General features: G+C 63.7%; 23 protein-coding genes, 1 tRNA gene and 2 pseudogenes. 14 read left to right on the top strand and 12 right to left on the bottom strand.

Going from position 1 to position 25,220, the window contains the following annotated elements:
• Positions 1-354: 354 nt before the first annotated feature.
• The 5 genes from RAZWK3B_RS07900 to RAZWK3B_RS20530 all read left to right on the top strand — a co-directional run bounded on the left by RAZWK3B_RS07900 (position 355) and on the right by RAZWK3B_RS20530 (position 2,939).
• On the top strand, positions 355-987 hold the full coding sequence (locus tag RAZWK3B_RS07900) for an Npun_F0296 family exosortase-dependent surface protein (RefSeq protein WP_007813908.1): 633 nt from the start codon (positions 355-357) through the stop codon (positions 985-987).
• A gap of 235 nt (positions 988-1,222) precedes the next feature.
• The gene (locus RAZWK3B_RS21925; RefSeq protein WP_037295258.1) at positions 1,223-1,516 is read left to right on the top strand and encodes a DUF6538 domain-containing protein; all 294 of its coding nucleotides are present in this window, start codon (positions 1,223-1,225) and stop codon (positions 1,514-1,516) included.
• Positions 1,517-1,663: 147 nt separating this feature from the next.
• Positions 1,664-2,095 (top strand): IS66-like element accessory protein TnpA, encoded by a 432-nt coding sequence (gene tnpA, locus RAZWK3B_RS07890; protein WP_007811945.1) that lies wholly within the window; start codon positions 1,664-1,666, stop codon positions 2,093-2,095.
• Complete coding sequence (gene tnpB / locus RAZWK3B_RS07885; RefSeq protein WP_007812645.1) at positions 2,092-2,445, top strand: IS66 family insertion sequence element accessory protein TnpB; 354 nt, start codon at positions 2,092-2,094, stop codon at positions 2,443-2,445. Before tnpA ends, tnpB begins: the two co-directional genes overlap by 4 nt.
• A 47-nt stretch (positions 2,446-2,492) precedes the next feature.
• Positions 2,493-2,939 (top strand): DNA methyltransferase, encoded by a 447-nt coding sequence (locus RAZWK3B_RS20530; RefSeq protein ID WP_037295256.1) that lies wholly within the window; start codon positions 2,493-2,495, stop codon positions 2,937-2,939.
• A gap of 86 nt (positions 2,940-3,025) precedes the next feature.
• On the opposite strand, the gene RAZWK3B_RS07875 is transcribed toward RAZWK3B_RS20530, so the two are convergent.
• Entirely contained in the window at positions 3,026-3,400 is a 375-nt protein-coding gene (locus RAZWK3B_RS07875) for a hypothetical protein (protein ID WP_007813899.1), read from the bottom strand.
• Positions 3,401-3,628: a hypothetical protein gene (locus RAZWK3B_RS07870; RefSeq protein ID WP_007813897.1), complete on the bottom strand. Its 228-nt coding sequence runs from the start codon at positions 3,626-3,628 to the stop codon at positions 3,401-3,403.
• Between RAZWK3B_RS07870 and RAZWK3B_RS21995 the strand changes: the two are divergent.
• Both RAZWK3B_RS21995 and RAZWK3B_RS21130 read left to right on the top strand, forming a co-directional pair.
• Positions 3,569-3,928: pseudogene (locus RAZWK3B_RS21995) on the top strand (DNA helicase); the annotation flags it as partial. The gene RAZWK3B_RS07870 and the pseudogene RAZWK3B_RS21995 sit on opposite strands and share 60 nt — an antisense overlap.
• Before the next feature lie 226 nt (positions 3,929-4,154).
• Positions 4,155-4,307: a hypothetical protein gene (locus RAZWK3B_RS21130; RefSeq protein ID WP_157132192.1), complete on the top strand. Its 153-nt coding sequence runs from the start codon at positions 4,155-4,157 to the stop codon at positions 4,305-4,307.
• 157 nt (positions 4,308-4,464) lie between these two features.
• Here the strand turns inward: RAZWK3B_RS21130 and RAZWK3B_RS07860 are convergent.
• Together RAZWK3B_RS07860 and RAZWK3B_RS07855 are read right to left on the bottom strand one after the other, a co-directional pair.
• Positions 4,465-4,539, bottom strand: a tRNA-Gln gene (locus RAZWK3B_RS07860).
• Positions 4,540-4,666: 127 nt separating this feature from the next.
• Positions 4,667-5,167 (bottom strand): SH3 domain-containing protein, encoded by a 501-nt coding sequence (locus RAZWK3B_RS07855; RefSeq protein WP_007813893.1) that lies wholly within the window; start codon positions 5,165-5,167, stop codon positions 4,667-4,669.
• Between the two features lie 111 nt (positions 5,168-5,278).
• On the opposite strand from RAZWK3B_RS07855, the gene RAZWK3B_RS07850 reads away from it, so the two are divergent.
• The 3 genes from RAZWK3B_RS07850 (at position 5,279) to RAZWK3B_RS07840 (ending at position 10,834) form a co-directional block, all read left to right on the top strand.
• Positions 5,279-6,265 carry a 2-hydroxyacid dehydrogenase gene (locus RAZWK3B_RS07850; RefSeq protein ID WP_037295367.1) on the top strand — a complete coding sequence of 329 codons (987 nt, stop codon included), beginning with the start codon at positions 5,279-5,281 and terminating at the stop codon, positions 6,263-6,265.
• A gap of 61 nt (positions 6,266-6,326) precedes the next feature.
• Complete coding sequence (gene ggt, locus RAZWK3B_RS07845; protein WP_007813890.1) at positions 6,327-8,108, top strand: gamma-glutamyltransferase; 1,782 nt, start codon at positions 6,327-6,329, stop codon at positions 8,106-8,108.
• 227 nt (positions 8,109-8,335) lie between these two features.
• Complete coding sequence (locus tag RAZWK3B_RS07840) at positions 8,336-10,834, top strand: GcvT family protein (protein ID WP_007813888.1); 2,499 nt, start codon at positions 8,336-8,338, stop codon at positions 10,832-10,834.
• A 30-nt stretch (positions 10,835-10,864) separates the two neighbouring features.
• On the opposite strand, the gene RAZWK3B_RS07835 is transcribed toward RAZWK3B_RS07840, so the two are convergent.
• Complete coding sequence (locus RAZWK3B_RS07835; RefSeq protein ID WP_007813886.1) at positions 10,865-11,749, bottom strand: LysR family transcriptional regulator; 885 nt, start codon at positions 11,747-11,749, stop codon at positions 10,865-10,867.
• Positions 11,750-11,875: 126 nt separating this feature from the next.
• On the opposite strand from RAZWK3B_RS07835, the gene cuyA reads away from it, so the two are divergent.
• Positions 11,876-12,898, top strand: a complete 1,023-nt coding sequence (gene cuyA, locus RAZWK3B_RS07830; protein WP_007813885.1) for a D-cysteate sulfo-lyase — start codon at positions 11,876-11,878, stop codon at positions 12,896-12,898.
• 90 nt (positions 12,899-12,988) lie between these two features.
• Here the strand turns inward: cuyA and RAZWK3B_RS07825 are convergent, their stop codons facing one another.
• On the bottom strand, positions 12,989-13,648 hold the full coding sequence (locus RAZWK3B_RS07825) for a DUF938 domain-containing protein (RefSeq protein WP_007813883.1): 660 nt from the start codon (positions 13,646-13,648) through the stop codon (positions 12,989-12,991).
• A 1-nt stretch (position 13,649) separates the two neighbouring features.
• Positions 13,650-14,582: an aldo/keto reductase gene (locus RAZWK3B_RS07820; RefSeq protein ID WP_007813882.1), complete on the bottom strand. Its 933-nt coding sequence runs from the start codon at positions 14,580-14,582 to the stop codon at positions 13,650-13,652.
• Between the two features lie 217 nt (positions 14,583-14,799).
• On the opposite strand from RAZWK3B_RS07820, the gene RAZWK3B_RS07815 reads away from it, so the two are divergent.
• Together RAZWK3B_RS07815 and rsgA are read left to right on the top strand one after the other, a co-directional pair.
• Positions 14,800-15,339, top strand: a complete 540-nt coding sequence (locus RAZWK3B_RS07815) for a GNAT family N-acetyltransferase (RefSeq protein WP_007813879.1) — start codon at positions 14,800-14,802, stop codon at positions 15,337-15,339.
• Between the two features lie 8 nt (positions 15,340-15,347).
• Positions 15,348-16,391: a ribosome small subunit-dependent GTPase A gene (rsgA, locus tag RAZWK3B_RS07810; RefSeq protein WP_050774206.1), complete on the top strand. Its 1,044-nt coding sequence runs from the start codon at positions 15,348-15,350 to the stop codon at positions 16,389-16,391.
• A gap of 101 nt (positions 16,392-16,492) precedes the next feature.
• On the opposite strand, the gene RAZWK3B_RS07805 is transcribed toward rsgA, so the two are convergent.
• From RAZWK3B_RS07805 to RAZWK3B_RS07790, 4 genes and pseudogenes are all read right to left on the bottom strand, one after another.
• Positions 16,493-17,572, bottom strand: coding sequence for a BMP family ABC transporter substrate-binding protein (locus RAZWK3B_RS07805; RefSeq protein ID WP_007813876.1), 1,080 nt, complete (start codon positions 17,570-17,572; stop codon positions 16,493-16,495).
• A gap of 41 nt (positions 17,573-17,613) precedes the next feature.
• Positions 17,614-18,534, bottom strand: coding sequence for an ABC transporter permease (locus tag RAZWK3B_RS07800; RefSeq protein WP_007813874.1), 921 nt, complete (start codon positions 18,532-18,534; stop codon positions 17,614-17,616).
• Positions 18,534-19,633: pseudogene (locus RAZWK3B_RS07795) on the bottom strand (ABC transporter permease). The gene RAZWK3B_RS07800 and the pseudogene RAZWK3B_RS07795 overlap by 1 nt, the downstream one beginning before the upstream one ends.
• Before the next feature lie 117 nt (positions 19,634-19,750).
• The gene (locus RAZWK3B_RS07790) at positions 19,751-21,268 is read right to left on the bottom strand and encodes an ABC transporter ATP-binding protein (RefSeq protein WP_007813869.1); all 1,518 of its coding nucleotides are present in this window, start codon (positions 21,266-21,268) and stop codon (positions 19,751-19,753) included.
• Between the two features lie 186 nt (positions 21,269-21,454).
• Here RAZWK3B_RS07790 and dnaE point away from each other — a divergent pair, with 186 nt between their 5' ends.
• Positions 21,455-24,958, top strand: a complete 3,504-nt coding sequence (dnaE, locus tag RAZWK3B_RS07785; protein WP_007813867.1) for a DNA polymerase III subunit alpha — start codon at positions 21,455-21,457, stop codon at positions 24,956-24,958.
• Between the two features lie 27 nt (positions 24,959-24,985).
• Here dnaE and RAZWK3B_RS07780 read toward each other — a convergent pair whose 3' ends face one another.
• Positions 24,986-25,180 (bottom strand): SlyX family protein, encoded by a 195-nt coding sequence (locus RAZWK3B_RS07780; RefSeq protein WP_007813864.1) that lies wholly within the window; start codon positions 25,178-25,180, stop codon positions 24,986-24,988.
• Positions 25,181-25,220 lie beyond the last annotated feature (40 nt).

The following is a 25,220-nucleotide window of genomic DNA, read 5'->3' as shown; positions in this document are numbered from 1 at the left end:
CTTTATTTTGGCAAATCCGTAGGCGCCATGAATGATTCGTTGTTTGGCAAACCGGCCCTTGAAGAAAGAAATTGTAGCGCGTTCAAGTATAGTTCTGATAAATTTGGGAGTTTGTTTCCCCGAAATTCAATCTAAGAGTGCGGGCGGGAGTAAATAATCCCCTGAAAGAGCATTCCAGTACTGCGTTTACGCTTTGAATGGCGCTGATCCTTTCGTATCGGGCGAAAATGTGTCATAAAAAGGTCAATTGCGTGAGCGCCAATATAAGCGTCAACAAAACTGATTTTATGAGCCAGGTTTCGAGCAGATTTTTTGGTTCATCTGAACCGAGCGAAGACAAAAAAGAATTAAAAGATGATTAGGAAGACATTTCTTGCAGCCATCATGGTTGCTTTGCCGGGATTGGCATCCGCAGCCACAGTCACCGCGATCAATGATTACGCGACTGCCCTCGGTCAGGTCGATCCGTCGGAATCGCTGGTCTTGCCGGGTACCTGGACAGCGGCGCCACTGACCATTAGCCCTGATGCAAGCCTGAGCGGGCAGTATCGTTCCCCCTATGAAACCGCCAGCACTGCCGTCCCGGGTATCGAGGCAGCAGCGGGCTACTTCAGCGTTGGTGTAGGCCCAACCTACAGCACCAGCAGCAACCCCGCCATTTTGGCGCTCAACAGCCTCTCGAAATCTGTCAGTCTTCTGTGGGGCTCGCCAGACTCCTACAACACGCTGGACTTGTTGAACGGTGGCTCTGTGGTCGCCACGATCTTGGGTGGCCAGTTCAACGTGCCTGGTCTCGAGGCATCTTTCGTGACCATCACCGCCGATAACGCGGGGGAGTATTTCGATGGTATCCAGTTCACGTCGACGCAAAATGCCTTCGAGTTCTCCAACGTGACCGTTGCGGCTGTGCCACTTCCTGCGGGTGGGCTCCTCCTGCTTGGCGGTCTCGGGGCGCTTGCCGGGCTTCGCCGCAAGACCAAGAAGTAACGCCGGCTTTGTAAGCTATGGAAATGGCCTCGGGAAACCGGGGCCTTTTCTTTTCGACCGTTACGCTCGTTGCTGAAGCTCCGCACCAAAGCTGGAGCAACCTCTCGGGGCACTTCCGGGCCGGGGGCGTTCCGCGCGACGCATTGGTTCAAGGATCGGGGGGAACTGGCTGGGGTGGTAGGAACAAAATCCAGTGATTTTCAAGTGGTTGAATTCCAATAACTCATTGCCTTTAATGCACTATTTTCCCTACAAGTGTTCCGGAGTGGTGTTCCGGAATCATGGGGCGGAGATGGCTAGGCAGACTTATTTGTGGCGTCGTAATGCGGTCTATTATGCGCGCATGGATGTCCCTAGGGACCTTGTGGGGATTTTGGGGAAGACGACCCTAAAGAAGTCATTGAAGACCTCCGATGAGGCTACTGCAAAGCGATCTTTGTGGCCGGTCATCCAAGGATGGCAGCGTGAGTTCGATGAACTTCGTGCGCAGCGTGCTTTTTCCGAGGAGGATGAGGGATGCCCGGCATGACCACGGTCGTGGCTCCTGGATAGGCGGCGCGCACATGGATATGTCCCAAGGCCCAGTAATCGGTAAGCGGTCGCTGGCCCTCACCTTTTACCCGCTTGTCTGACCTGCGATGCCATGTCCGATGGAGATCGGTGCAGGAGTTTCGCGATGGCGACTACGTTGGAGTTTCTCCGGGATTACGGGGTGGACATAAGGACCAACGGACAGCGACGCTGGCCGGATGAGATAAAGGCTCGGATCGTTGCTGAGAGTTTGCAGCCAGGTGTGAGCGTGAATGCAGTTGCGGCGCGGTATGGTCTTCGGGCGAACCATTTATCGGAATGGCGTAGTCGGGCACGTGATGGCCGGTTGGTTTTGCCTGTGGTTGAAGATGACAGCTTCTGTTTTGCACCGATCGTCGTGTCGGATGGTGGCGGCGGTGCGGATGTGCCGGCTGTCGCCGGGCAGCCCACAAAGCCTGACGGGTTGTCCTGTAAACCCATCGAGATTGCGATAGGTCGTGTGACAATCCGGGTCGATGGCACCACCAGTTCTGACCGGATTGCCGAGATCGTGCGGGCAATCGGGGCGCGGCCATGATGTTCCCGTCAAACCGCGTGCGGGTTCTGGTCTCGACGCAGCCAGTGGACTTCAGGAAAGGTCATGATGGTCTGGCGGCAATCGTGTCATCTGTGCTGCGCAAGGATCCGTTCACCGGCACGGTGTTTGTGTTCCGATCGCGCCGTGCCGATCGGCTGAAGCTTCTTTACTGGGACGGCACCGGTCTGGTGATGGCTTACAAGCGACTGGAGGAGGCAACCTTCACCTGGCCTGCGATCAAGGACGGGGTGATGGCGTTGAACCATGCCCAGTTCGAGGCGCTGTTTGCCGGGCTGGACTGGCGTAAGGTTAAAGCCTTAGAGGCGCGCCCCCCTGCTGCGGCAGAGTGAATCAACCATATGTTTTTGCGTGATTTTACTGGGGCATCTGGGTAGCTATGGCCTATCCCGTCTCACCAATCAACAACGTTTGGGCGGACGTAAAGTTTTCAAGCCGACGAGAAGACAAGATTTACGTGGTGCAATCTTCGTCCACATTAATCGCAAGGTGCTTGCTGATAGCGACTGACCCCGGAGACCTCGTGCTTGATCCCACCTGCGGTTCCGGCGCGACCGCTTATGTCGCCGAACAATGGGGCCGCCGCTGGATCACGATTGACACCTCCCGCGTGGCCCTCGCCCTTGCCCGCGCCCGGATCATGGGCGCGAAATACCCCTGGTATATCCTCAAGGATTCCGAGGACCCAAGCCAACAGGGTGTCTCCTCCAGTCTTGTGCAGCACGAGCCGGATGTCGCGATTGACCCGCGCGGTCCAGAACCCCTTGTCGCGGGCCCGATCAACCCGGTGCATGCTGAGGCCTGGGTTATCGGGGCTCATTTGTAGGTCAAAGGCCGCGGTCTTGACCGCCTTCTGCTCTTGCGGGGTCAAGCGAGCAAGGGCATCCGAGAAGCTGTCAGCGATGCGGAAGGTCATCGTTCGATCAGGTCAAAAGTGTCTTCGGGAGGAAGCAACTTCGAAATACGCGACCTGATGGCAGACGGCTGACGACCAAAATGCACCGAAAGCGTTTCGACAGACTCACCATTCCTGACCTTCTTGACCAATTCGACATCATCCTCCGACGACCAAGGCTGGTAAGCATTCGGATACTGGCTTCTTGCAGCGTCGATATGGTTTGCAGCTTTAGATGGCACAGAATCCTCCAGATCGAGCGCCTCTTTTGCTGCAGCGAATATATCCGGATAGGTAACACTCGGGTTGCGCTCAATGATTTGCGCATAGCTAAGGCCGGATGCGATCGCTTCTAATACAGTCCTTGAACGCGGGCTCAGTTTCTTGGACATTCAAACCCCCATCACCTTCATCACTTCGTCCCCCAGGTGGTTGATCACCTTCACGGCGATCCTACCCGATTTCGGACGGGCGAACGGCCTTGAGATTGTCCGCTTCAAGCTGTCCCATGCCTCCTGGTCTATCTCGCCCTTGAGTGTCGTCTTGAGCTGCTTGTAAGGCACCTCGGCCACCATGACGATGCCTATGCTTGGGCCGAGCGGCGGCGCCTTGAAAGCCATCCGCGCACCGGAGCGATGCAGATCGTGGAAATCCGTGAGACGGTCGAGGAGTTGGTTATCCAACGCTATGTCGAAGAGGCCGTGCGCAAGCCGCGCCTGTTCGAAGGGGAGGCCGACGACGCGCTCCTGTCCTGGGGTGTGCCCGAGGATTGGCTCGACGTGGTGCGGGATGCCACGGAGGACACAGTGCTCGATATCGCAGGCCACCTGCCGGCCGAGGCGGGCGAGGCCCTCTTGCAGGCCGCAACTGGCGGACGCCCTCAGCCTGCTGCACAGGTCGAGGGCGCGGATCCCTTCGCCCTTGAGGAACGTCTGCTATCGGCGAATGACGAAGCACGGCTCGATGAAATCATGAATACTGAACGACATCTTCTATACGTCGCTGCGTCTCGCGCCCGGGATCACCTTTGGATGTCTGGAGTGGCACCTGTGTCTGAATTTTTGGCGGACGTTTTTCAATTGAAAGCCCATATTTTGGCTCAATGAGCGCCCCTGCCTGAGCTTTGATATCGAACTGCGCCACCGGATGGCCACCGATAGTTTTGGCGGCACAAAGGTCGACGTCGTATTATCGGGTCAGCTGATCTTCACGCTCCGCGTTGTTGAGGATCAATCGCATGCGGTCATGGACAAGCGTGACGGTGGCATCCGCTGGGTCCGCTTGCGCCGTTTAAGTTGAAGTGTCCGAACGGTCAGCCGCGGTCTGTTATCTGTCTTGACCGACTCGTCGGCTCAACGGCAGATCAAAATGGGACGGAAGCATGGTCCGAAAAAGTGTTCCGGAGGCGCGAAGTGGCGCCAAGTTAAGTTATTGAAAAATAGTGATTTAGGGGTAGTGGCTGGGGTGGTAGGATTCGAACCTACGGTACACGGTACCAAAAACCGCTGCCTTACCGCTTGGCTACACCCCAACGTGCCGCGCTAATTACTCTGGACCTCTGGGCTGTTCAAGGCCGGAAATGAAAAAAATGCGCCTGAGGCGAACGAGGCGGGCAACATTGCGATGAAGCGGCTCGACAGGGGCGGGTTCGTGCCGCGTCACTCGAGGATTTCATCCGCGCCGACGCCCCAGATCGCGGATTTCGGCGCCCAGCCGTCATAGCCGCCCGCCGATATCTCGCACCAGTCGGGCGCACAGGACTTTATCCGGGCGATCACGCCCAACTCGAGCCGGGCCGTGACCCGGGTCGAGGGATCGGGGCGGACATGCAGATCGAGCATGTCGCGTTCGACGATCGCGGTGCGGCTGCCCGACAGCAGAGAATAATGCACCCAGCCTCCTGCGCCGTCACGGTCGCGCACGCGGCGCCAGTGGCCATGCTCGGCGGTGATCTCGAGCGGCACGTCGCGGCGCTTGAACACCCAGTCGATCCTGTGGGTCAAGCTGGGACCACGGCGCACATTGCCTTCGCTCGCCTTCATCGACACGTAGCGCGGCAGGGGAAGATTCGTCACCGGGCCACGCTCTGGTTGCTGTGTCTGGCCAACAGATCCGACCGACACCAACAGCGCGCACAGCAACACAAGCAGTGTTTTCATTTCACGTGATCCGATTTCTGCCCGACGATCTGCATGGGGTTCTTGTGCCCCGTCCGTTCCTACGCCAGTCTGGCAGTATTGCGCAGGCAAGAAAAGAAAAAGGAGGGGGACATGTCATCTGGACGCTTGAGTGTTGTCGTTACGCGACGCTTGCCCGAGACGGTCGAAAAACGGTTGAGCGAACTTTTCGACGTGTCCCTGCGGAAGGATGACACTCCGATGAGCCGCGCGGACCTGGTCGAGGCGGTGCGGACGGCGGATGTGATCGTGCCCACGCTGACCGACCGGATCGATGCCGCGTTGATCGCGCAGGCTGGCGACCAGCTTCGGCTGATCGCGAATTACGGTGCGGGGGTGGACCATATCGATGTGCACACGGCGCGACAGCACGGCATCCTCGTGTCCAACACGCCGGGTGTCTCGGCCGATGATACGGCGGATATGGCGATGGCGCTGATCCTGGGGGTCACGCGGCGGATTCCCGAAGGGCTGGCGGTGATGCAGGCCGGGGGCTGGGATGGTTGGTCCCCGACGGCGCTTCTGGGCGGGCGTCTGGCGGGGCGACGCCTTGGAATTCTGGGGCTTGGCCGGATCGGGCAGGCGGTGGCGCGGCGCGCGGCGGCGTTCGGCATGCAGATCCATTACCACAACCGGCGCCGGCTGCGCGAAGAGACCGAACAGGAGTTGGGCGCGACCTATTGGGAAAGTCTGGATCAGATGGTGGCGCGGATGGATGTGCTGAGCCTCAACTGTCCACATACGCCTTCGACCTTTCATCTGATGAACGCGCGGCGGCTGAAGCTGATGAAGCCGGATGCGGTGATCGTCAACACCAGCCGCGGTGAGGTGATCGACGAGAACGCGCTGACGCGGATGTTGCGGGCGGGGGAGATCGCGGGGGCAGGCCTTGACGTCTATGAGAACGGTCCCGAGGTGAACCCGCGGCTGTGCGCGCTGCCGAATGTGGTTTTGCTGCCGCATATGGGATCGGCCACGGTGGAGGGGCGGGTCGAGATGGGCGAGAAGGTGATCCTGAACATCAAGACGTTTCAGGACGGCCATCGCCCGCCCGATCAGGTGGTTCCGGCGATGCTTTGAGGGCTGAGCGCCCACGCCGCATGCCGGGTGGCGCCGCGCCACAGACGGCAAGGAGACAGCCATGAGACTGCTGGCCATAGGATTGATCCTGTTCGTTTTTTCCGGAGCGGCGCTGGCGCAGCAGGCCGCGGATGCCGTGGCGCCCGAAGGGGAAGGCGCGGGGCGCGTCGCGGCAACGCCCGAGCTTGAGGCCGCGCAGGCGACACGGGATGTCGGGCGCCCTGCGGAGGCGCGGGACTGGATGATCGCGGCGGCCAATCCGCTGGCGGTCGGTGCCGGGGCAAGGGTGTTGCGCGCGGGCGGCACGGCGGCGGATGCGATGGTGGCGGTGCAGGCGGTGCTTGGGCTGGTGGAGCCGCAAAGCTCAGGCCTGGGGGGCGGTGCCTTTCTGGTCTGGCAGGATGGCGAGACCGGCGAGATCACCACGCTGGACGGTCGAGAGACCGCGCCTTTGGCGGCGAACCCACGGTTATTTCAGGATAAAAACGGAGAGCCTCTGGACTTCTACGATGCGGTTGTGGGCGGTCTGTCGGTGGGCGTGCCGGGCACGCCGGCGCTGATGCAGGAGGCGCATGAGCGGTGGGGAAGGTCGGACTGGGCGGGCCTTTTCGACGAGGCGATCCAGCTTTCCGAAGAGGGGTTCGAGGTCAGTCCGAGGCTCGCGGGCATGGTGGCGCTGGATGCGCTGAGGCTGTCGCGCTTCGAGGCGACGCGAGAGTATTTCCTGAGCGATAACAGTCTATTGGAGGTGGGCGAGGTGCTGCGCAACCCGGCCTATGCGGACACGCTGCGGACCCTTGCACAGGAGGGAGCAGGGGCCTTTTACGCAGGTGATATCGCGCGCGACATCGTGGCGGCGGTGCAGGGGGCAGAGGGCAATCCCGGGCGGTTGTCGGAGGTTGATCTGGCGATCTATCAGGTCAGGGAGCGCGCGGCGGTCTGCGTGCCTTACCGGGTCTGGGAAGTGTGCGGGATGGGGCCGCCCTCGTCGGGGGGGCTGACGGTGGGGCAGATCCTCGGGCTGCTGGAGCCCTTCGATCTGGCGGCGATGGGACCAAAAAGCGCGCAGGCCTGGCGGCTGATCGGGGATGCGAGCCGTCTGGCTTTTGCCGACAGGGGCCGCTACATGGCCGATGAGGATTTCGTCCCCGTTCCGGTCAAGGGGTTGATTGCAAAGGAATATCTTGAGGAGCGCAGCCAGCTTTTGCAGGGCGATGACGCGCTGCCCGAGGTCGCGCCGGGGCGGCCCGAGTTCGATCACAGTCTGAACCTGGCCGATGACATCTCGATCGAGTTTCCGTCGACCACGCATATTTCGATAACGGATCGTTACGGCAACGCACTGTCCATGACCTCGACCATCGAGAATGCGTTCGGGTCGCGGGTGATGGTACGGGGGTTTTTGCTGAACAACGAGTTGACCGATTTTTCCTTTCGATCTCATGAAGAGGGCGTCCCGATTGCCAATCGGGTCGAGCCGGGAAAGCGCCCCAGATCGTCCATGGCGCCGACCATCGTGCTGAAAGACGGCGCGCCGGTGATGATCGTCGGCAGTCCCGGAGGCAGCCGGATCATCGGCTATGTGGTCAAGGCGATCATCGCGCATCTGGACTGGAAAATGGATGTGCAACAAGCGGTTAGCATGCCCAACATGGTCAACAGGTTCGGCGTTTTCGATCTGGAGGCCGGCACATGGGCGGCGGATCTTGCGCCGGATCTGGAGGCGTTGGGCTATGAGGTCAGGATTGCGCCGATGGTGTCGGGGCTGCATGCGATATCGCTTGGCGAGGGGGTGCGCGGCGGGGCCGATCCGCGCCGCGAAGGCATCGCCTTGGGCGATTGAGACCGGCCCAAAAGCGCCAAAACCGGGCATCGGTATCACGTCGGTATAATGTCGGTATCGCGTCGGTGCGATATCGGTGTGAGCCGGTTCGGCCTGAGTGGCCTCTCTGGAGGGGTATCGGGAAATGCGAAGGCGTCGGTTTTGCGCGTTCTTGTGTCGGCTGGACCCACCTTGGCGCAACAGGACTGCTAAACAGGGCGCAACCGTAAGCCAAGGAGTCGCTGCTCATGAAGACCCACGTCAAAGCCCTTATCGTCGGTGGCGGAGCCATCGGCACGTCGATCGCCTATCATCTGGCCCGGTTCGGTTGGGACGATGTGGTGCTGCTGGAGCGCGACGAGCTGACCAGCGGATCGACATGGCACGCGGCGGGGCTTTTGCCGCTGTTCAACATGTCCTACGCGGTCACGCATATCCACGACTATTCGGTGAAGTTCTACAAGACGCTGGAAGAAGAGACCGGGCTGAATGCCGGGTTTTCGGTGGTGGGCAACCTGCGCATGGCGCAGACCGATGCGCGGATGGACGAATACCGGGTCTATGCCTCGACCGCCGAGACGGTGGGGGTGCCGTTCGAGTGGATGACGCCTGCACAGATCAAGGAGCGCTGGCCGCTGGTCAAATGCGACGACCTGAAGGGCGCGATCTATCATCCGACCGACGGCTATATCAACCCGGCCGACGTGACGATGGCGATGGCCAAGGGCGCGCGTCAGCGCGGCGTCACGATCGAGCGCAAGTGGCAGGCGGATGCCTATCACTGGAACGGCGAGGCTTGGGAAGTGACCTGCACCAAGATGGTGGAGAAGGGCGGCAATCTTGTGCCCTCCGAAGAGCAGGTTGTCGTTACCGCCGAGCATGTGGTCACCGCCACCGGAAACCACGCGCAACGCACCGCGAGACTTCTGGGCATCAAGACGCCCGCGATCCCGGTGGAGCATCAGTTCATCGTCACCGAGCCGGACCCCGCGCTGGTGGAATATCGCAAGACCAACCCCGAGCATCCCGTGCTGCGCGATGCCGATGCCAAGTGGTATGTGCGCGAAGAGCGCGGCGGCTGGATTCTTGGCCCCTACGAGCATGGCGCGCCGGCACGGTTCGAATATGGCGTGCCCGACAGTTTTCGGGCCGATCTGTTTCCGCTCGATCTGGACCGGATAGAGGAAGAATACATGTCGATGATCCACCGGATCCCCAGCTCGGAGACGGTGGGTCTCAAGGACGATTTCAACGGTCCGATCTGCTACACGCCGGATGGCAACCCGCTGGTCGGTCCGGCGCCGGGGCTGCGCAACATGTGGCTGGCCGAGGGCTTCAGCTTTGGCATCACCGCCGCGGGCGGCACCGGGCATTACATGGCGCAGATGATGGTCGAGGGCGAGGCCGAGATCGACATGGCGTCGCTTGATCCCAAGCGTTTCGGGTCGTGGATGACCACCGAATATGCCGCGCGCAAGGACGAGGAAGCCTATAGCCACGTCTATATCCTGCATCACCCCGACGAAGAGCGCGAGGCCTGCCGCCCGCTGCGCACGGCGCCGAGCTATGACCGGCTCAAGGCGCGCGGCGCGCAGTTCGGCTGCGTCAACGGGTTCGAGCGGCCCAATTATTACGGCCCGCTGGATGCGCCTGAAAGCTTCGATCACGACGCGCGCAGCTTCCGCCGGGGGGGCTGGTGGCAATATGCCGTCGACGAGGCGAAGGCGGTGCGCGAGGGTGTGGGCCTGATCGATGCGTCGGCCTTTACCAAGCACACGGTGAAGGGACCGGGCGCCACGGCGTTTCTGGATTGGTTCACCTGCAACAAGCTGCCCAAGATCGGGCGGATCAACCTGACCTATGCGCTGACGCCGGCTGGCACGACGCGCACCGAATACACCATCGTGCGGCTGGCCGAGGACAGCTATTACCTTGTCTCGGCGGGTGCGCTGACCGATTACGACGGCGATTACCTGCGCAAGGCCGCCGAGGACAAGGCGGCCGAGTTCGGCTATATCGCGATCGAGGATGTGACCACCCAATGGGGTGTCTTCGCCATCGCCGGGCCGAAATCGCGCGATGTGCTGAAAGAGGTGGTCAAGGATGCCGAGCCGGACACGGTTCTGTCCAACAAGCGGTTCCCGTGGCTGAGCCAGCGCGACATCGAGTTGGGCATGTGCCCGGTGCGCGCGATCCGCGTGGCCTATACCGGGGAGTTGGGCTGGGAGCTGCACCATCCGATCGAGATGCAGAACTACCTGTTCGACCTGCTGGAAAAGGCCGGGGAAAAGCACGGGCTGAAGCTGGTGGGCGCACGGGCGCAGAACTGGCTGCGGCAGGAGAAATCCTATCGCGCTTTCGGCAACGAACTGGGCCGGGATGCCACCCCGCTCGAGGCCGACTTGCCGCGCTTCGTGGATCAGTCCAAGGCGTTTCAGGGCAAGGATGCGATGAACGCGATCGGCGTGCGGTTCAAATGCGTGACCGTGTTGATCGACGGGCCGCAGGATGCCGACCCTTGGGGCGCCGAGGCGCTTTATGATGGCGATGAGCGCGTCGGGCGCCTGACCTCGGGGGGCTATTCGGTGGCGTTCGGCAAGTCGATCGGCATGGGCTATGTCAGTCCCGACAAGGCCGAGGTGGGCCAGAAGCTGCAGGTGCGTATCCTGGGCGAGCTGTGGCCCGCCGAGGTGGTGCAGGACAGCCCGTATGATTCGGAAAACAAGACCATCCGCGTGGATGGCTGAGGGACTGGCCGGGCCTTGCGCCCGGCCTTTTCATTGCGGGGGCAGGGCGGCCAGAAGGGCCTCCCAACACTCGAGTGCGGCGGGGCGGATCGGCTCAGCCAGCCGGATCATGCGTAGATCAAGCATGTGATCCAGGCCGTCCTGTGGCAGGCGCACCAAGCGGCCCTGAGACAGCGGGTCGTGGACCACCGAGAGGGGCAGCCAGGCGATGCCGATGCCGTCGAGCGCATATTGGCAGGCGGCCAGCGTCAGGGCGGTTTCTGCCTTGCGGTCAAGCTCGGTGCCCGGGGGCAGGCGCGAGAACACCGCCCGTTCCACCACCCGGCCAAGAAACACGTCGCCGGGATAGGTGATCACCGGCAGGGGCGATGTTCCGGACAGTGGCGCAAGGGCCGGGGCGCAGACCGCGACCAGCGGCTCGGTCCCGATCGATACCTCTTCGAAGGCGCGGCTGTCGGGGCGGGGCGGGCCATGGGTGGAATCGTAGATCACCGCGATATCCACCTCGCCGGTGATGAGCTGACCGAGGCAGTCATCGCGATTGCCCGAGCGGACGCGCACGGCGCGGTCACGGGCAAGGATCTGCACAAGGCGCGGCGATACGGTGGTGGTGATCGCATGTTGGCAGGCCAAGGCCACCGTGCGACCGGCCCCGGCCGCGGACCGGCGCAACCCGTCGCGCAGGGCGCGCAGATCGGCGGCCATGCGGCGCATCTCGTCCTCGCGGGTGCGGACGGCGGCCAGCAGTTGCACGGGCTTGCGCGAGCGGTCGAAAAGCGGCGTGCCGATCCCGTCCTCGATGCTGCGGATGCGGCGGGTGAAGGCCGATTGCGTCAGGTTGCGCGCTTCGGCGGCGCGGGCGAAAGAGCCTGTGTCGAGCACGGCGAGGATATCTTCGAGCCAATCCAGTCGCATGGCTCATGGGATAGGCCAGGGCGCATTAACTTGCAAGATGTGCAAGATGGCTTGCGCGTTTCGCATTTGCAGAAGGGGCGGCCCCTGCGTTATCTGCTCGGTATCGCATCATAAGGAGGTATCCGCATGCATCTCGCCCGATTCCCACGTCATTTCCTGGCCCATCTGCCCACCCCGCTGGAACGCATGGACCGTCTGAGCGCCGAGTTGGGCGGTCCGGAAATCTGGATCAAGCGCGACGATTGCACGGGCCTCTCCACGGGGGGCAACAAGACCCGCAAGCTGGAATTCCTGATGGCCGAGGCCGAGGCGCAGGGCGCCGAGATGGTGATGACGCAAGGCGCTACCCAGTCGAACCACGCCCGCCAGACCGCCGCCTTTGCCGCCAAGCTGGGGATGAAGTGCCATATCCTGCTGGAAGACCGCACCGGCTCGAACGATCCGAACTACAATTACAACGGCAACGTGCTGCTCGATCACCTGCATGGCGCGACCACCGAAAAACGCCCCGCCGGCGGTGACATGAATGCCGAGATGGAAGCCGTGGCGGACAAGCTGCGCGCCGATGGCAAGAAGGTCTATACCATCCCCGGCGGCGGATCGAACCCGACAGGGGCGCTTGGCTATGTCAACTGCGCGTTCGAGATGCTGAGCCAGGTCAATGGCACGGGTCTCAAGATCGACCATATCGTGCATGCCACCGGCAGCGCGGGCACGCAGGCGGGTCTGATCTCGGGCCTCAAGGCGATGAATGCGCAGATCCCGCTTCTGGGGATCGGGGTGCGCGCGCCCAAGCCCAAGCAGGAAGAGAATGTCTATAACCTGGCCTGCGCCACCGCCAAAAAGCTGGGCTGCGCGGGTGTGGTTCAGCGCGAGGATGTGGTTGCCAATACCGATTATGTCGGCGACGGCTATGGCATTCCGACGGAAAGCGGGCTGGAAGCGATCCGCATGTTTGCCGAACTGGAAGCGATCCTGCTCGATCCGGTCTATTCGGCCAAGGGGGCTGCGGGCCTGATCGATCTGATCCGCAAGGGTCATTTCAAGAAGGGCGAGCGGATTGTGTTCCTGCATACCGGGGGTGCGGCGGCGCTGTTCGGCTATGACCACGCCTTCGATTTCGCTGACCGTTGGGGTGCTGCGGGCTAAGCCCTTCGGCCAGAGGCATCCGACCCATGACATGAAAGGGCAGGCGCAAGAGCCTGCCCTTTTTTCGTTCCGCGCGGGACGCAGGCCGGATCAGGCCGGGCGCCGCGCCACGATGCCGAGATTGTTGGCGGGCATTTCGACCACGTCGACAAGGATCAGCCCTGCCTCGTGCATCCAGTCGATCACGTCGAAATCGTCCTTGTAGCCGATCTCGGGGTCCTGGGCGCGCAGGCTGGCATCGAAGCTGGCATCGCCTTCGGATGTCGCCTCGCCCGCGCGCAGGAAGGGGCCGTAGACGATCAGGCGGCCATCCGGGGCCAGGGCTTGTGCGGCCTCAACGATCAGGATGCGGGCCTCGGGCGTGCTGATGAGGTGCAGGAGATTGACCGTCAAGATCATGTTCTGTCCGGGATGCGCCGCGCCCCAGCCGGGGGCGGTGGCATCGAGGGTGGTGGCGGGGCGCAGATTGGGCACCTGTGCGCTGGCGGCCCACGCGTCGATGCTGGCGCGGCGGGTGGGGTCGATCTCGGTCGGTTGCCAGTCAAGACCGGGCAGAGCGGCTGCAAAGGCTGCGGCATGCTGGCCTGTGCCCGAGGCGAGTTCCAGCACACGGCCCGCAGCGGGGCCGTGATGGCGGATCAGCGACAGGATCGGGCCGGTGTTGCGTTCGGCGGAGGGGGCGTGCAGGCGGCCATCCTCGCCCGGGGAGGCGACCGAGGCCGTGTCGGGCAGTCTGTCGCGGCGGGGCATGTCAGGCCTCTTCCAGCCGGTCGGTGGCGGGGGGCGGCGTGGGGCTGAGGGCGCAAAGCCGGGCATAGAGCGCGTCATCCATGTGGAAGGAGACCGCGTCCAGCGAGGGCTTCAGCTGCTCGGCAGAGCGGCCCGACAGGATCGGTGTGGGGCCTGCCGGATGGCGCGCGGCCCATGCCGCGGCGAGCGTGGCGGGGTGGATGCCAAGCTCGTCGGCGGTGAGCGTGAGGTCGCGGGCGGTCTGGTGCATCCAGTCCTGACCGTAGCGCGCGGCGTAGCGGTCGTTATCGGTCAGGCGGCCCGTGCCGCCCTGCGCGTATTTGCCGGTCAGAAGCCCGCCCGCCAGCGGCGAATAGGGGGCTATGGCGATGCCTTCGGACTGGCACATGGGCAGGATCTCGACCTCGGCCTGCCGTTTCACGAGGTTGTACATCGGTTGCAGGATCGACACGCGAAGGTCGAAGTCCTGCGCGATGCAGGCGGCCTTCATCACCTGCCATGCGGCGAAGTTCGACAGGCCCACATGGCCGATTTTTCCCGCGTCTCGCAGGCTGGCGAAGGTCTCAAGGGTCTCGCGCAGGTCGGTGTCGGCATCGAAGCGGTGCAGATAAAGGATCTCGACATGGTCCATGCCGAGCCTGCGGCGCGATATATCGAACTGCGCCAATATGTTATCGCGCCCCGCACCTCCCGCATAGCCCGCCTTGGTGGCGATCACCAGCCGGTCTCGGAGGGGGGCTGCGAAGCGGCCCAGCAACTCTTCGGAGGCGCCGTCGGTGTAAAGATGGGCGGTGTCGAAATGCGTGATGCCAGCCTCGATGCAGGCGTCGAACATGGCGCGGCTGGCGGCCTCATCGGCGGCGCCGCCAAATTGCATGGTGCCAAAGGCGAAACGGCTGGCCGGGAGACCGGCGGGGGATGCGATCTGTGTCATGGCGCGAAGATGGCACGTGTTCGCGCCGGGGGGAAGAGGGCAAGGCGCGGGAGTGCGATGTGCCGGTTGCCCGGAGGCGGTTGCGCGCCTGTCGGTTCTGCGCGTCGCCGCAAGGCGCCACCCAAGACCATGACGCGTATTTTCCCGCTGCCCCCTTGGCATTGCCTGCGGTGTGCCGTCTTATATGGTTTTGACGCAGCGCGGACAGGAGCGGATTTTGATAGTCACATCGGATGTTGACGGACGGCAGGCCCAGATTGCCGAGCTATTCGTGCAGACATTCACCGCCTCCGATGGCGCCGAGGAGGGCGCGATGGTCGGCGGGTTGGTGCGCGCGCTTCTGGCCGAGATGGCGCAGGGCGATGTCGTGGTCTTTGTCGCCGAAGACGAGGGGCGGATCGTGGCGGGTGCGATCTTTTCGCGGCTGCGCTATGGCACGGACCCGCGCCATGTGATGATCCTGTCGCCGATGGCGGTGGCCAGCGACCGGCAGGGGCAGGGGATCGGCCAGCGCCTTTTGACCGAGGCCCTCGCGACGCTGCGTGCGGCGGGTGTCGACGTGGCGATGACCTATGGCGACCCGGCTTTCTATGGCAAGGTGGGCTTTGAGCCCGTGGCGCAGGATGTGGTGCCCGCGCCGCTGCCCCTCAGCCAGCCCGAAGGCTGGATCGGGCAATCCCTGACCGGGGACGAGATCATGCCGCTGCATGGGCCATGCACCTGCGTCAGCGCCCTCTCCGATCCGGCGATCTGGTAGGCGGGGTGATGGCAGGTGAGCCGGATACTGTCCCCGTGACGCTGGAGCAATTGGGCTGGGGTCCGTTCTTTGCCGCGCAGGTCGATGCCGATGAGGTGGTCGCCACGCCCCCGGTGCGGGTTGTCACGGTGCATCGCAGCGGCTTTCGGGTGTTGGGTGAGGGGATCGAGGCCAAGGTGCCGCCGCGCGCCGATGTGACCGTGGGCGACTGGCTGCTTTTGGACCGCGACACTCCTGCGGCCAGCCGCACGTTGGAGCGCAGCAGTCTGCTCAAACGCCGTGCGCCGGGCCATGACCGGCAGGTGCAGCTGATCGCGGCCAATATCGACACGGTGTTCATCGTCACCTCGTGCAACGAGGATTTCAACATTGCCCGGCTGGAGCGCTATGTGGCGCTGACCTTCGAGTCCGGGGCCGAGCCTGTAATCGTGCTGACCAAGACCGATCTTGCCACGGATGTGGCGGGTTTTGTGGAGGCCGCGCGCGGTGTCTCGGACCGGGTAGCGGTGGTGGCGCTGGATGCCCGCGCCGAAGAGCCCGGAAAGGCTTTGGCCGAGTGGTGCAGGCCGGGGCGGACGGTGGCGTTTCTCGGCTCGTCCGGGGTGGGGAAATCCACCCTGACAAATGCGCTTGCCGGCACCGAGGATATCGCCACGCAAGCGGTGCGCGAGGCCGATGCACGAGGCCGGCACACCACGACGCGCCGCCAGCTTTATATGGTGCCCGGTGGCAGCATCGTGCTGGACACGCCGGGGATGCGCGAGTTGCAATTGGCGGATGCGGCGTCGGGGATCGCGGATGTGTTCGAGGATATCGAGGCGCTGACGGGCGATTGCCGGTTCCGCGATTGCGCGCATGACACCGAGCCGGGCTGTGCGGTGCAACAGGCGGTTGCCGAGGGCAGGCTTGACCGCGAGCGGCTGGCGCGCTGGCGCAAGCTGCAGGAGGAGGATGCGCATAATTCGCTCAGCCTGAACCAGCGGCGCTCAAAGGATCGCGCCTTTGGCAAGGTGGTGCGTCAGGCGACAAAGGAAAAGCCGCGCAACCGGTAAGGCACGGGCCGGTAAGGCGCGAGAGGGGCTGCGCGCCGATCCTGCGACCGGCGCGCGCCTTGGCTTTGGTGACCGGATCGGTCGGACGGGCAGCGCCCGCCTTATTGCGGAATCTCGCCTTCCAGCCCTTCGACATAGAAATCCATGCCCAGAAGCGTGCCGTCATCGGCGGTTTCGCCTTCGGCCAGCCAATCCGAGCCGTCCTGCTTTTTCAGCGGGCCGGTGAAGGGGTGATATTCACCCGCGGCGATGGCGGCTTGCATGGCCAGTGCCTCTTCGCGGACATCGGCGGGCACGGCGTCGGTGATCTCGCCGATCTCGACCATGCCTTCCGTGATGCCGTGCCAGACCTGTTGGGTTTCCCATGTGCCGTCGATCACCGCTTGTGTGCGGGCGATGTAATAGGGCGCCCAATTGTCGATGATGGAGCTGACGCGCGGGAAGGGCTTGTATTCGGCCATGTCGGACGCCTGTCCGAAGGTCACCACGCCACCCGCCTTTTCGGCGGCCGCCTGAGGTGCGGTCGAGTCGGTGTGCTGCAGGATCACGTCGGCGCCCTGTTCGATCAGCGCGGTGGCGGCGTCGGCCTCTTTGGCGGGGTCGAACCATGTATAGGCCCAGATGATCTTGAACTGCACATCGGGATTGACCTTGCGGGCATGGATGAAGGCGGCGTTGATGCCGCGGATGACCTCGGGGATCGGGTAGGAGGCGATGTAGCCCACGATGTTGGATTTGGTCATTTTGCCGGCGATGTGGCCCTGGATCGCGCGGCCCTCGTAGAAGCGGGCCGAGTAGGTCGCGAGGTTCGGCGCGGTCTTGTAGCCGGTGGCATGTTCGAATTTCACGTCGGGGAATTTCTCGGCCACGCTGAGGGTGGCGTCCATGAAGCCGAAGGAGGTGGTGAAGATCAGATCGGCGCCGCTGAGCGCCATCTGGGTGATCGCCCGGCTGGCATCGGCGCCTTCGGACACGCTTTCGCGGTAGATGGTTTCGACCTGGTCGCCGAAATGCTCTTCGATCGCGAGCCGGCCCTTGTCATGCTCGTAGGTCCAGCCGCCATCGCCGATCGGGCCGACATAGATGAAGCCGACCTTGGTCTTGTCGTCTTGCGCCAGCGCGATCGTGCTGGTCAGGCCAAGCGCCAGTGCTGCGCCTGTGAGAAGGGTCTTTAGGGTCATGTGGACTACTCCCTGTTGGATTGAAAGTGGATGGCAGCGCCTCATTGCGAGGCATGGAAGATGCGGCCCAAAGAGCCGGGCGCGCGGGATTTGTCGGCGGACATGATGACCAGCACCAGTATGGTCACCAGATAAGGCGACATCGACAGGTATTCGACCGGCACCGCGACGCCCGCCGCCTGAAGGTTGAGCTGCAGGACGCTGACACCGCCGAAGAGCCAGGCGCCGAGCAGCACGCGCCCGGCCTTCCAGGAGGCGAAGACCACCAGCGCCAGTGCGATCCAGCCGACGCCTGCGGTCATGCCTTCGGTCCATTGCGGCACCCGCACGAGGCTGAGATAGGCGCCGCCCAGACCGGCGCAGGCGCCGCCGAAGGCGATGGCCAGCACCCGGACGCGCACCACCTTATAGCCAAGCGCATGGGCGGCGTCGTGATTTTCGCCCACCGCCCGCAGGATCAGCCCGGCGCGGGTGTATTTGAGCATACCCCAGACCGCCGCCACCAGCGCCAGCGCGAGATACACCATCAGGTCATGCGAAAAGAGCACCGGGCCGAGGATCGGGATATCGCTGAGCAGGGGGATGTCCAGCTTGGGGGTCGGCGGTGGCTTGATGCCCACATAGCCTTGTCCGAGCAGCGAGCTCAGCCCAAGGCCGAACAGCGTGAGCGCCAGACCCGAGGCCACGTGATTGGCAAGCGCGATCTGGGTCAGGGCGGCAAACAGCAGCGACAGCGCAGCACCTCCCAGGGCCGCCATCACGAAGCCCGCGAAAGGCGAGCCGGTATTGACCGCGATGGCGAAGCCGCAGATCGCGCCGGTGATCATCATCCCCTCGACCCCGAGGTTGAGAACGCCTGCGCGTTCCACCACCAGCTCGCCGATGGCGGCAAGAAGGATCGGGGTGGAGGCCGCAATGAGCGAGGCCAGCAGAAGCACGGGGTTGATCGAAGAAAGATCCATCACAGGCTCCGGCTGGGATCGGGGGCACGCGACAACAGGCGCAAGCGGTAGTTGGTCAGCACATCCACCGCCAGCAGGAAGAACAGCAGCATCCCCTGAAAGACCTGGATCGCAGCGGCGGGCAGGCCCAGGTCGGACTGGGCGATCTCGCCGCCGATATAGGTCAGCGCCATCAGCAGCCCCGCGGCCAGAATGCCCAAAGGGTGCAACCGGCCCAGAAAGGCGACGATGATCGCGGTGAAGCCGTAGCCCACATTGAAATCGATGCTGACCTGTCCGGCGGGGCCTGAGACTTCGAACAGGCCCGCCATGCCCGCCAGCGCCCCGGATGTGCCAAGGCAAAAGAGGATCAGCCGGGCCGGGTTAACGCCTGCGAAGCGCGCGGCGCGCGGTGCCTGACCGGTCAGACGGATCTGGTAGCCCAGGATATGCCGGCCCAGCAGGATATGCGCGAAGATCACCGCGATCAGCGCCGCAACCACACCCCAATGCATGCCCGATCCCGCGATCAGTTCGGCATTATGGGCCGCAGGATAGTCCTGCAGGTTGCGGCTGCCGGGAAAGCCCATGCCCTCGGGGTTGCGCATCGGCCCGAGGGCCATGGCGGCGAGCAATTGCTCGGCCACATAGACCAGCATCAGCGACACGAGGATTTCATTGGTGCCGAAGCGCAATTTGAGAAGCGCCGGGATCATCCCCCAGGCCAGCCCGCCAAGCGCGCCCGCAAGGATCATCAGCCCGAAGAGAAACGACGCATCGAGAGGGTAGAAGGCCAGCGCCACGCCTGCGCCGGTGAGCGCGCCGACGATATATTGCCCCTCGGCGCCGATATTCCAGATCCCCGCCCGGAAGCCGAGGGCGAGGCCAATGGCGATCAGCACGAGTGGCGCGCCTTTCACCAGAAGCTGGGGCGGTAGTAGAAGGCGAATTCACCGAACAGCGGCTCCCAGAAGATGGTGGAGATCGCCGCGACCGGGTTCTTGCCCAAGGCGGCAAAGAGTGCGCCACCCGCCAGCATGGTGACCAGCACCGCGAGGACCGGCGAGAGGTAGATCCAGTGCCGCGCGGGCTGCGGGCGCCTTTCCAGCCGGAGCCTCATGGGCGGGCGGCTGTCTTGGTGGTGGGGCTGCAGGGGGCTCTGCCCCCGACATTGAAAATCCGAGGATTTTCAACGCCTCCCCCGGGATATTTGAGGCCAGAAGAAACAGCGGGGCTGTCAGACATGAGCCACCTCCATGTCATGCGCGCCGCCCATCATCAGCCCGATCTGGTCGAGGCCGAGTTGGGCGGTGGGGCGGATCTCGGACAGGCGGCCTTCGTTGAGCGCGCCGAAACGGTCGGCGATTTCCATCAGCTCGTCCAGATCCTGGCTGATGCACAGGATCGCGGCGCCTTGGGCTGCGAGATCGAGCAGAGCCTGACGGATCGCGGCAGCGGCGGCGGCATCGACGCCCCATGTGGGCTGGTTGACGATCAGCACCTCGGGGCGTTGCAGCACCTCGCGGCCGATCACGAATTTCTGCAGGTTGCCGCCCGACAGCGCGCGCGCAGCGGTGCCGGGGCCGGGGGTGCGCACGTCGAAACGCGCGATGATGCGGCGCGCGAAATCTTCGGTCTCGGGCCAGCGGATGAAGCCGCGCGTCACCAGCCCCTCGCGGCCCGCGCCGGTGAGAAAGGCGTTTTCCGTGAGGCTCATGTCCGGGGCGGCGGCATGGCCCAGCCGTTCCTCGGGGGCGGCGAGAAGGCCCAGACGGCGCCGTGCATCGGGGCGCAGCCGGCCGATGGGCGTGCCATGCAGGCGGATCGCGTCCGAGGGGCTGCGCAGCTCGCCCGAAAGGGCGGCGAGGAGTTCGTCCTGACCGTTGCCGGCGACACCGCCGATGCCGATGATTTCCCCTGAGCGGAGGGAGAAGCGGATGTCTTTCAGAGCGGTGCCGAAAGGGCTGGGCGAGCGGAGCGAGAGGCCGGTGACCTCGAGCGCGACGTCGCCAAGGGGGCGGGCGGCGCGGGTCGGCGGGGTGATCGCCGTGCCGACCATCATCTGCGCCATCTCGCGGGCGGTTGTCTCGGCAGGCAGGCAGGTGCCGACATTGCGCCCCTGCCGCAGGATCGTGGCGCGGTCGCACAGCGCGCGGATTTCCTCGAGCTTGTGGGAGATGTAGAGGATGGCCACGCCTTCGGCGGTTAGTTTGCGCAAGGTCGAAAAGAGGATCTCGACCTCTTGCGGGGTCAGCACCGAGGTGGGCTCGTCCATGATCAGAAGGCGGGGGTCCTGCAGAAGGCAGCGCAGGATCTCGACCCGTTGGCGTTCGCCGGCTGACAGATCGCCCACCACCCGGTCGGGATCGAGCGGCAGGCCGTAGGTTTCGCTGACCGCGCGGATGCGGCGCGCCAGATCCCCCATGGGCGGCGGGGTTTCCATCCCGAGGGCGATGTTCTCTGCGACGCTGAGCGCGTCGAAGAGCGAGAAGTGCTGAAACACCATGGCCACACCGCAGGCCCGGGCGGCGCGCGGCTCGGCGGGGGCATAGGGCGCACCGTGCAGGGTCATGGTGCCGCTGTCAGGTTTGACCAGCCCGTAGATCATCTTGACCAGCGTGGATTTGCCGGCGCCGTTTTCGCCCAGAAGCGCATGCACCTCGCCGGGGCCTATGTCGAAGGACACGTCGTCATTGGCGATGACGCCGGGATAGGCCTTGGTCAGTCCCGAGATGGCAAGAAGGCTGGCTGTCACGCGGTCCCCTGATGCGTTGTGATGGGCGGCTGACCGATGACTAGCGCAGGCATGCCGGGATGGGCAATGGTCCGGGGCGCTTTTCCGGGCCAAAGCCGGCAGCTTTGACTGCGGCTTGGGCAAAAAACGCGCGCCTTGCGGGATCGTGGCTTTTGCCGGGGCGCGCGGGCGGCTAATCTGCGGGGCATGAGCAGTTCCCCCCGATTCATCCACCTTCGCGTCCATACCGAATATTCCCTGCTGGAGGGTGCTGTGCGGCTCAAGTCGCTGGCGGGCCTGTGCGAGAAGGCGGGGATGCCGGCGGTGGCGGTGACCGACACCAACAACATGTTCGCCGCACTGGAGTTTTCCGTCACCGCGAGCGGGGCGGGCATCCAGCCGATCATGGGCTGTCAGGTCGATCTGGATTATCTCGAGACGCAGCCGGGCGAGCGGGCCAAGCCGCCTGCGCCGCTGGTTCTGCTGGCGCAGAACGAGGCGGGCTACGAGAACCTGATGAAGCTCAACTCGTGTCTCTATCTGCGCGGCGACGGGCAGCTGCCGCATGTCACGCTGGCCGAGCTCGAGGCGCATGCCCAGGGGGTGATCTGCCTGACGGGTGGGCCGGATGGGCCGGTGGGGCGCTTGTTGCAGGCCGGGCAGCGCCCGGCGGCCAAGGCGCTGATGGGCCAGTTGCTGGCCGCTTTCGCAGACCGGCTTTATGTCGAGCTGCAGCGCCACCCGGGCGAGGATGGCGCGCCCGAGGCCGAACGGCTGACCGAGCGGGGCTTTGTCGAGATGGCCTATGCGATGGGCCTTCCGCTGGTGGCCACCAATGACGTCTATTTCCCCGATGCGGGCATGTACGAGGCGCATGATGCGCTGTTATGTGTGGCCGAGGGCACCTATGTCGATCAGGCCGAGCCGCGCCGGAGGCTGACCGCGCAGCATTACTTCAAGACACCGCAGGAGATGGCGACGCTTTTCGCCGATCTGCCCGAGGCGCTGGAGAATACCGTCGAGATCGCGCGGCGCTGTGCCTTTGGCGCCTACAGGCGCGATCCGATCCTGCCGCGCTTTGCCGATGACGAGGTGGACGAGCTGCGCCGGCAGGCCAAGGAGGGGCTGGAGGCGCGGCTGGCGGTGATCCCGCATGCCGCCTCGGTGGAGGAGTATCACAAGCGGCTGGAGTTCGAACTGGGCATCATCGAGGGAATGGGCTTTCCGGGCTATTTCCTGATCGTTGCTGATTTCATCAAATGGGCCAAGGAACAGGATATTCCGGTGGGACCGGGGCGCGGCTCGGGGGCGGGCAGTCTGGTGGCCTATGCCTTGACCATCACCGATCTCGATCCGCTGCGCTACAGCCTGCTGTTCGAACGCTTCCTGAACCCCGAACGGGTCAGCATGCCCGACTTCGACATCGATTTCTGCATGGATCGCCGAGAGGAGGTGATCCAGTATGTGCAGCGCAAATACGGGCGCGACAAGGTGGGGCAGATAATCACCTTCGGTGCGCTTTTGTCCAAGGCCGCGGTGCGCGATATCGGCCGGGTGCTGCAGATGCCTTATGGTCAGGTCGACAAGCTGTCGAAGATGATCCCCGTGGAAGGGGTCAAGCCGGTGTCGATCCAGCAGGCCTTGGCACAGGAGGACCGCCTGCGAGAGGCGGCGCGCAGCGAAGAGGTCGTGGACCGGCTGCTGAATTACGGCATGAAGGTCGAAGGGCTGTTGCGCAATGCCTCGACCCACGCGGCGGGGGTGGTGATCGGGGACAGGCCGCTGGATGCGCTGGTGCCGCTCTATCAGGATCCGCGCTCGGACATGCCGGCCACGCAGTTCAACATGAAATGGGTCGAGCAGGCAGGGCTGGTCAAGTTCGACTTTCTGGGTCTCAAGACGTTGACGGTGATCCAGAACGCGATCGGGCAGATCCATGCCGAAGGGCGCGACCTGCATATCGCTGCCGATGGCAGCCCCATCTATGAGCCGTTCGAGGGCGCCGAGAACGATATCGGCCAGATCCCACTGGATGATGCCAAGACCTATGAGCTTTATGCGCGCGCCCGGACGGTGGCGGTGTTCCAGGTGGAAAGCTCAGGGATGATGGATGCACTCAAGCGGATGAAACCCACCTGCATCGAGGACATCGTGGCGCTTGTGGCGCTCTATCGTCCTGGCCCGATGGAGAACATCCCCAAATATTGCGAGGTCAAGAACGCGCTGAGCGAGCGTGACAGGCTGCATCCGCTGATCGACCATATCCTCGACGAGACGCAGGGCATCATCGTCTATCAGGAACAGGTGATGCAGATCGCGCAGGAGATGGCGGGCTACACGCTTGGCGGTGCCGATCTTTTGCGCCGCGCCATGGGCAAGAAGATCCAGGCCGCGATGGATGCCGAACGGCCCAAGTTCATCGCCGGGGCCAAGGCCAACGGGGTGGATGACGCCAAGGCGCTGGAAGTGTGGAACCTGCTCGACAAGTTCGCCAATTACGGCTTCAACAAATCGCACGCGGCGGCCTATGCGGTGGTCAGCTATCAGACGGCGTGGCTCAAGGCCAATCACCCGGTTGAATTCATGGCCGGGGTGATGAATTGCGATATCCACCTGACCGACAAGCTGGCGGTCTATTTCCAGGAAGTGAAGAAGGGGCTGCAACTGCCCTATGCGCCGCCTTGCGTGAACCGGTCGGATGCGGTGTTTCAGGTGCGCGGCGGGGTGCTGCATTACGCGCTTGGCGCACTCAAGAACGTCGGCGTCGAGGCGATGCGCCTGATCGTGGAGGGGCGCGGCGACAAGCCCTTTGCGACACTTTACGATGTCGCGCGGCGCGTCGATCTGAAACGGATCGGCAAGCGGCCGCTTGAGATGCTGGCGCGCGCCGGGGCCTTTGATGAGCTTGATCGCAACCGGCGCCGCGTGTTCGACAGCATCGAGCCGCTGATGAACTATTCGGCGGCGATTTTCGATCAGAAGACCTCGAGCCAGGTGTCGCTCTTTGGCGAGGCGGGCGACGATCTGCCCGAGCCGCGCCTCAGCCCGGTGGAGGATTGGCTGCCCGCCGAGCGCCTGACCGAGGAATTCAAGGCGATCGGCTTTTACCTGTCGGGCCATCCACTCGACGACTACATGGGCGCGCTGCGCCGCAAGGACGTCAAGACCCTCGACGAGGTCACCGCAATGGCCGAGCAAAAGGGCGCGCTGGTGGCCAAGATGGCCGGTGTCGTGTCGGGCAGGCAGGAGCGCAAATCGGCGCGCGGCAACCGGTTTGCCTTTGTGCAATTGTCGGACACCACCGGCGGCTTCGAGGTGACGCTGTTTTCCGAAACGCTCGAGAAATCCCGCGATCATCTGGAGACCGGCGCGCAGGTCGTGATTACGGTCGAGGCGACGATGGAAAGCGATCAGCTGAAACTGCTTGGTCGGGCGGTGTCACCGATCGACGGGGTCGTGGCGGATGCGGGCGCCATGGGGCTGCGTATCTTCGTCGAAACCCAAGAGGCGATTCCCTCGGTGGCCTCAGTGTTGCAGAACGCGGTCACATCGGTCAAATCCGGGGGGCGCGGGCCGATCCGGTTCTGCCTGATGGGGCCGAGCCTTCCGGGTGAGATCGAGATCGACACAGGGCAGGACTACCCTGTTACCCCGCAGATCAAGGGCGCGATCAAAAGCCTGAGCGGCGTTCTGGCCGTTGAAGAGATGTAGCGCGCCGGTGACCGCAGGGCCACGCACTTACCAGTGCGGCGGGCGTTCATCGCCAAGGGTGATACCACCGCCCAGATCGCTTTCGCGTTCTGCCTCACGCTCGAGCAGCAATTGCACCCGGCGCGTCAACAGGGCGATCTCGCGCTCTTGCCGGGTCACGACATCCGACAGATCGTCAAGCGTGCGGGTCAGGTGGGCGATTTGTTCTTCAAGCGTATCCATGCGCCGAGCTAGCGGTTTTGGGCTGTCGACGTCAATCGCC

It is taken from the genome of Roseobacter sp. AzwK-3b (assembly GCF_000170875.1).
GTDB classification, from domain to species: domain Bacteria; phylum Pseudomonadota; class Alphaproteobacteria; order Rhodobacterales; family Rhodobacteraceae; genus Roseovarius; species Roseovarius litoreus.
This window is presented reverse-complemented; position numbering and strand designations above follow the sequence as displayed.

Bases quoted from the DNA above. Each gene is read 5' to 3' on its own strand.
- RAZWK3B_RS07900 (WP_007813908.1), top strand. From the start codon at position 355: ATGATTAGGAAGACATTTCTTGCAGCCATCATGGTTGCTTTGCCGGGA.
- RAZWK3B_RS21925 (WP_037295258.1), top strand. From the start codon at position 1,223: ATGCACTATTTTCCCTACAAGTGTTCCGGAGTGGTGTTCCGGAATCAT.
- tnpA (WP_007811945.1), top strand. From the start codon at position 1,664: ATGGCGACTACGTTGGAGTTTCTCCGGGATTACGGGGTGGACATAAGG.
- tnpB (WP_007812645.1), top strand. From the start codon at position 2,092: ATGATGTTCCCGTCAAACCGCGTGCGGGTTCTGGTCTCGACGCAGCCA.
- RAZWK3B_RS20530 (WP_037295256.1), top strand. From the start codon at position 2,493: ATGGCCTATCCCGTCTCACCAATCAACAACGTTTGGGCGGACGTAAAG.
- RAZWK3B_RS07875 (WP_007813899.1), bottom strand. From the start codon at position 3,400: ATGTCCAAGAAACTGAGCCCGCGTTCAAGGACTGTATTAGAAGCGATC.
- RAZWK3B_RS07870 (WP_007813897.1), bottom strand. From the start codon at position 3,628: ATGGCTTTCAAGGCGCCGCCGCTCGGCCCAAGCATAGGCATCGTCATG.
- RAZWK3B_RS21130 (WP_157132192.1), top strand. From the start codon at position 4,155: ATGGCCACCGATAGTTTTGGCGGCACAAAGGTCGACGTCGTATTATCG.
- RAZWK3B_RS07855 (WP_007813893.1), bottom strand. From the start codon at position 5,167: ATGAAAACACTGCTTGTGTTGCTGTGCGCGCTGTTGGTGTCGGTCGGA.
- RAZWK3B_RS07850 (WP_037295367.1), top strand. From the start codon at position 5,279: ATGTCATCTGGACGCTTGAGTGTTGTCGTTACGCGACGCTTGCCCGAG.
- ggt (WP_007813890.1), top strand. From the start codon at position 6,327: ATGAGACTGCTGGCCATAGGATTGATCCTGTTCGTTTTTTCCGGAGCG.
- RAZWK3B_RS07840 (WP_007813888.1), top strand. From the start codon at position 8,336: ATGAAGACCCACGTCAAAGCCCTTATCGTCGGTGGCGGAGCCATCGGC.
- RAZWK3B_RS07835 (WP_007813886.1), bottom strand. From the start codon at position 11,749: ATGCGACTGGATTGGCTCGAAGATATCCTCGCCGTGCTCGACACAGGC.
- cuyA (WP_007813885.1), top strand. From the start codon at position 11,876: ATGCATCTCGCCCGATTCCCACGTCATTTCCTGGCCCATCTGCCCACC.
- RAZWK3B_RS07825 (WP_007813883.1), bottom strand. From the start codon at position 13,648: ATGCCCCGCCGCGACAGACTGCCCGACACGGCCTCGGTCGCCTCCCCG.
- RAZWK3B_RS07820 (WP_007813882.1), bottom strand. From the start codon at position 14,582: ATGACACAGATCGCATCCCCCGCCGGTCTCCCGGCCAGCCGTTTCGCC.
- rsgA (WP_050774206.1), top strand. From the start codon at position 15,348: ATGGCAGGTGAGCCGGATACTGTCCCCGTGACGCTGGAGCAATTGGGC.
- RAZWK3B_RS07805 (WP_007813876.1), bottom strand. From the start codon at position 17,572: ATGACCCTAAAGACCCTTCTCACAGGCGCAGCACTGGCGCTTGGCCTG.
- RAZWK3B_RS07800 (WP_007813874.1), bottom strand. From the start codon at position 18,534: ATGGATCTTTCTTCGATCAACCCCGTGCTTCTGCTGGCCTCGCTCATT.
- dnaE (WP_007813867.1), top strand. From the start codon at position 21,455: ATGAGCAGTTCCCCCCGATTCATCCACCTTCGCGTCCATACCGAATAT.
- RAZWK3B_RS07780 (WP_007813864.1), bottom strand. From the start codon at position 25,180: ATGGATACGCTTGAAGAACAAATCGCCCACCTGACCCGCACGCTTGAC.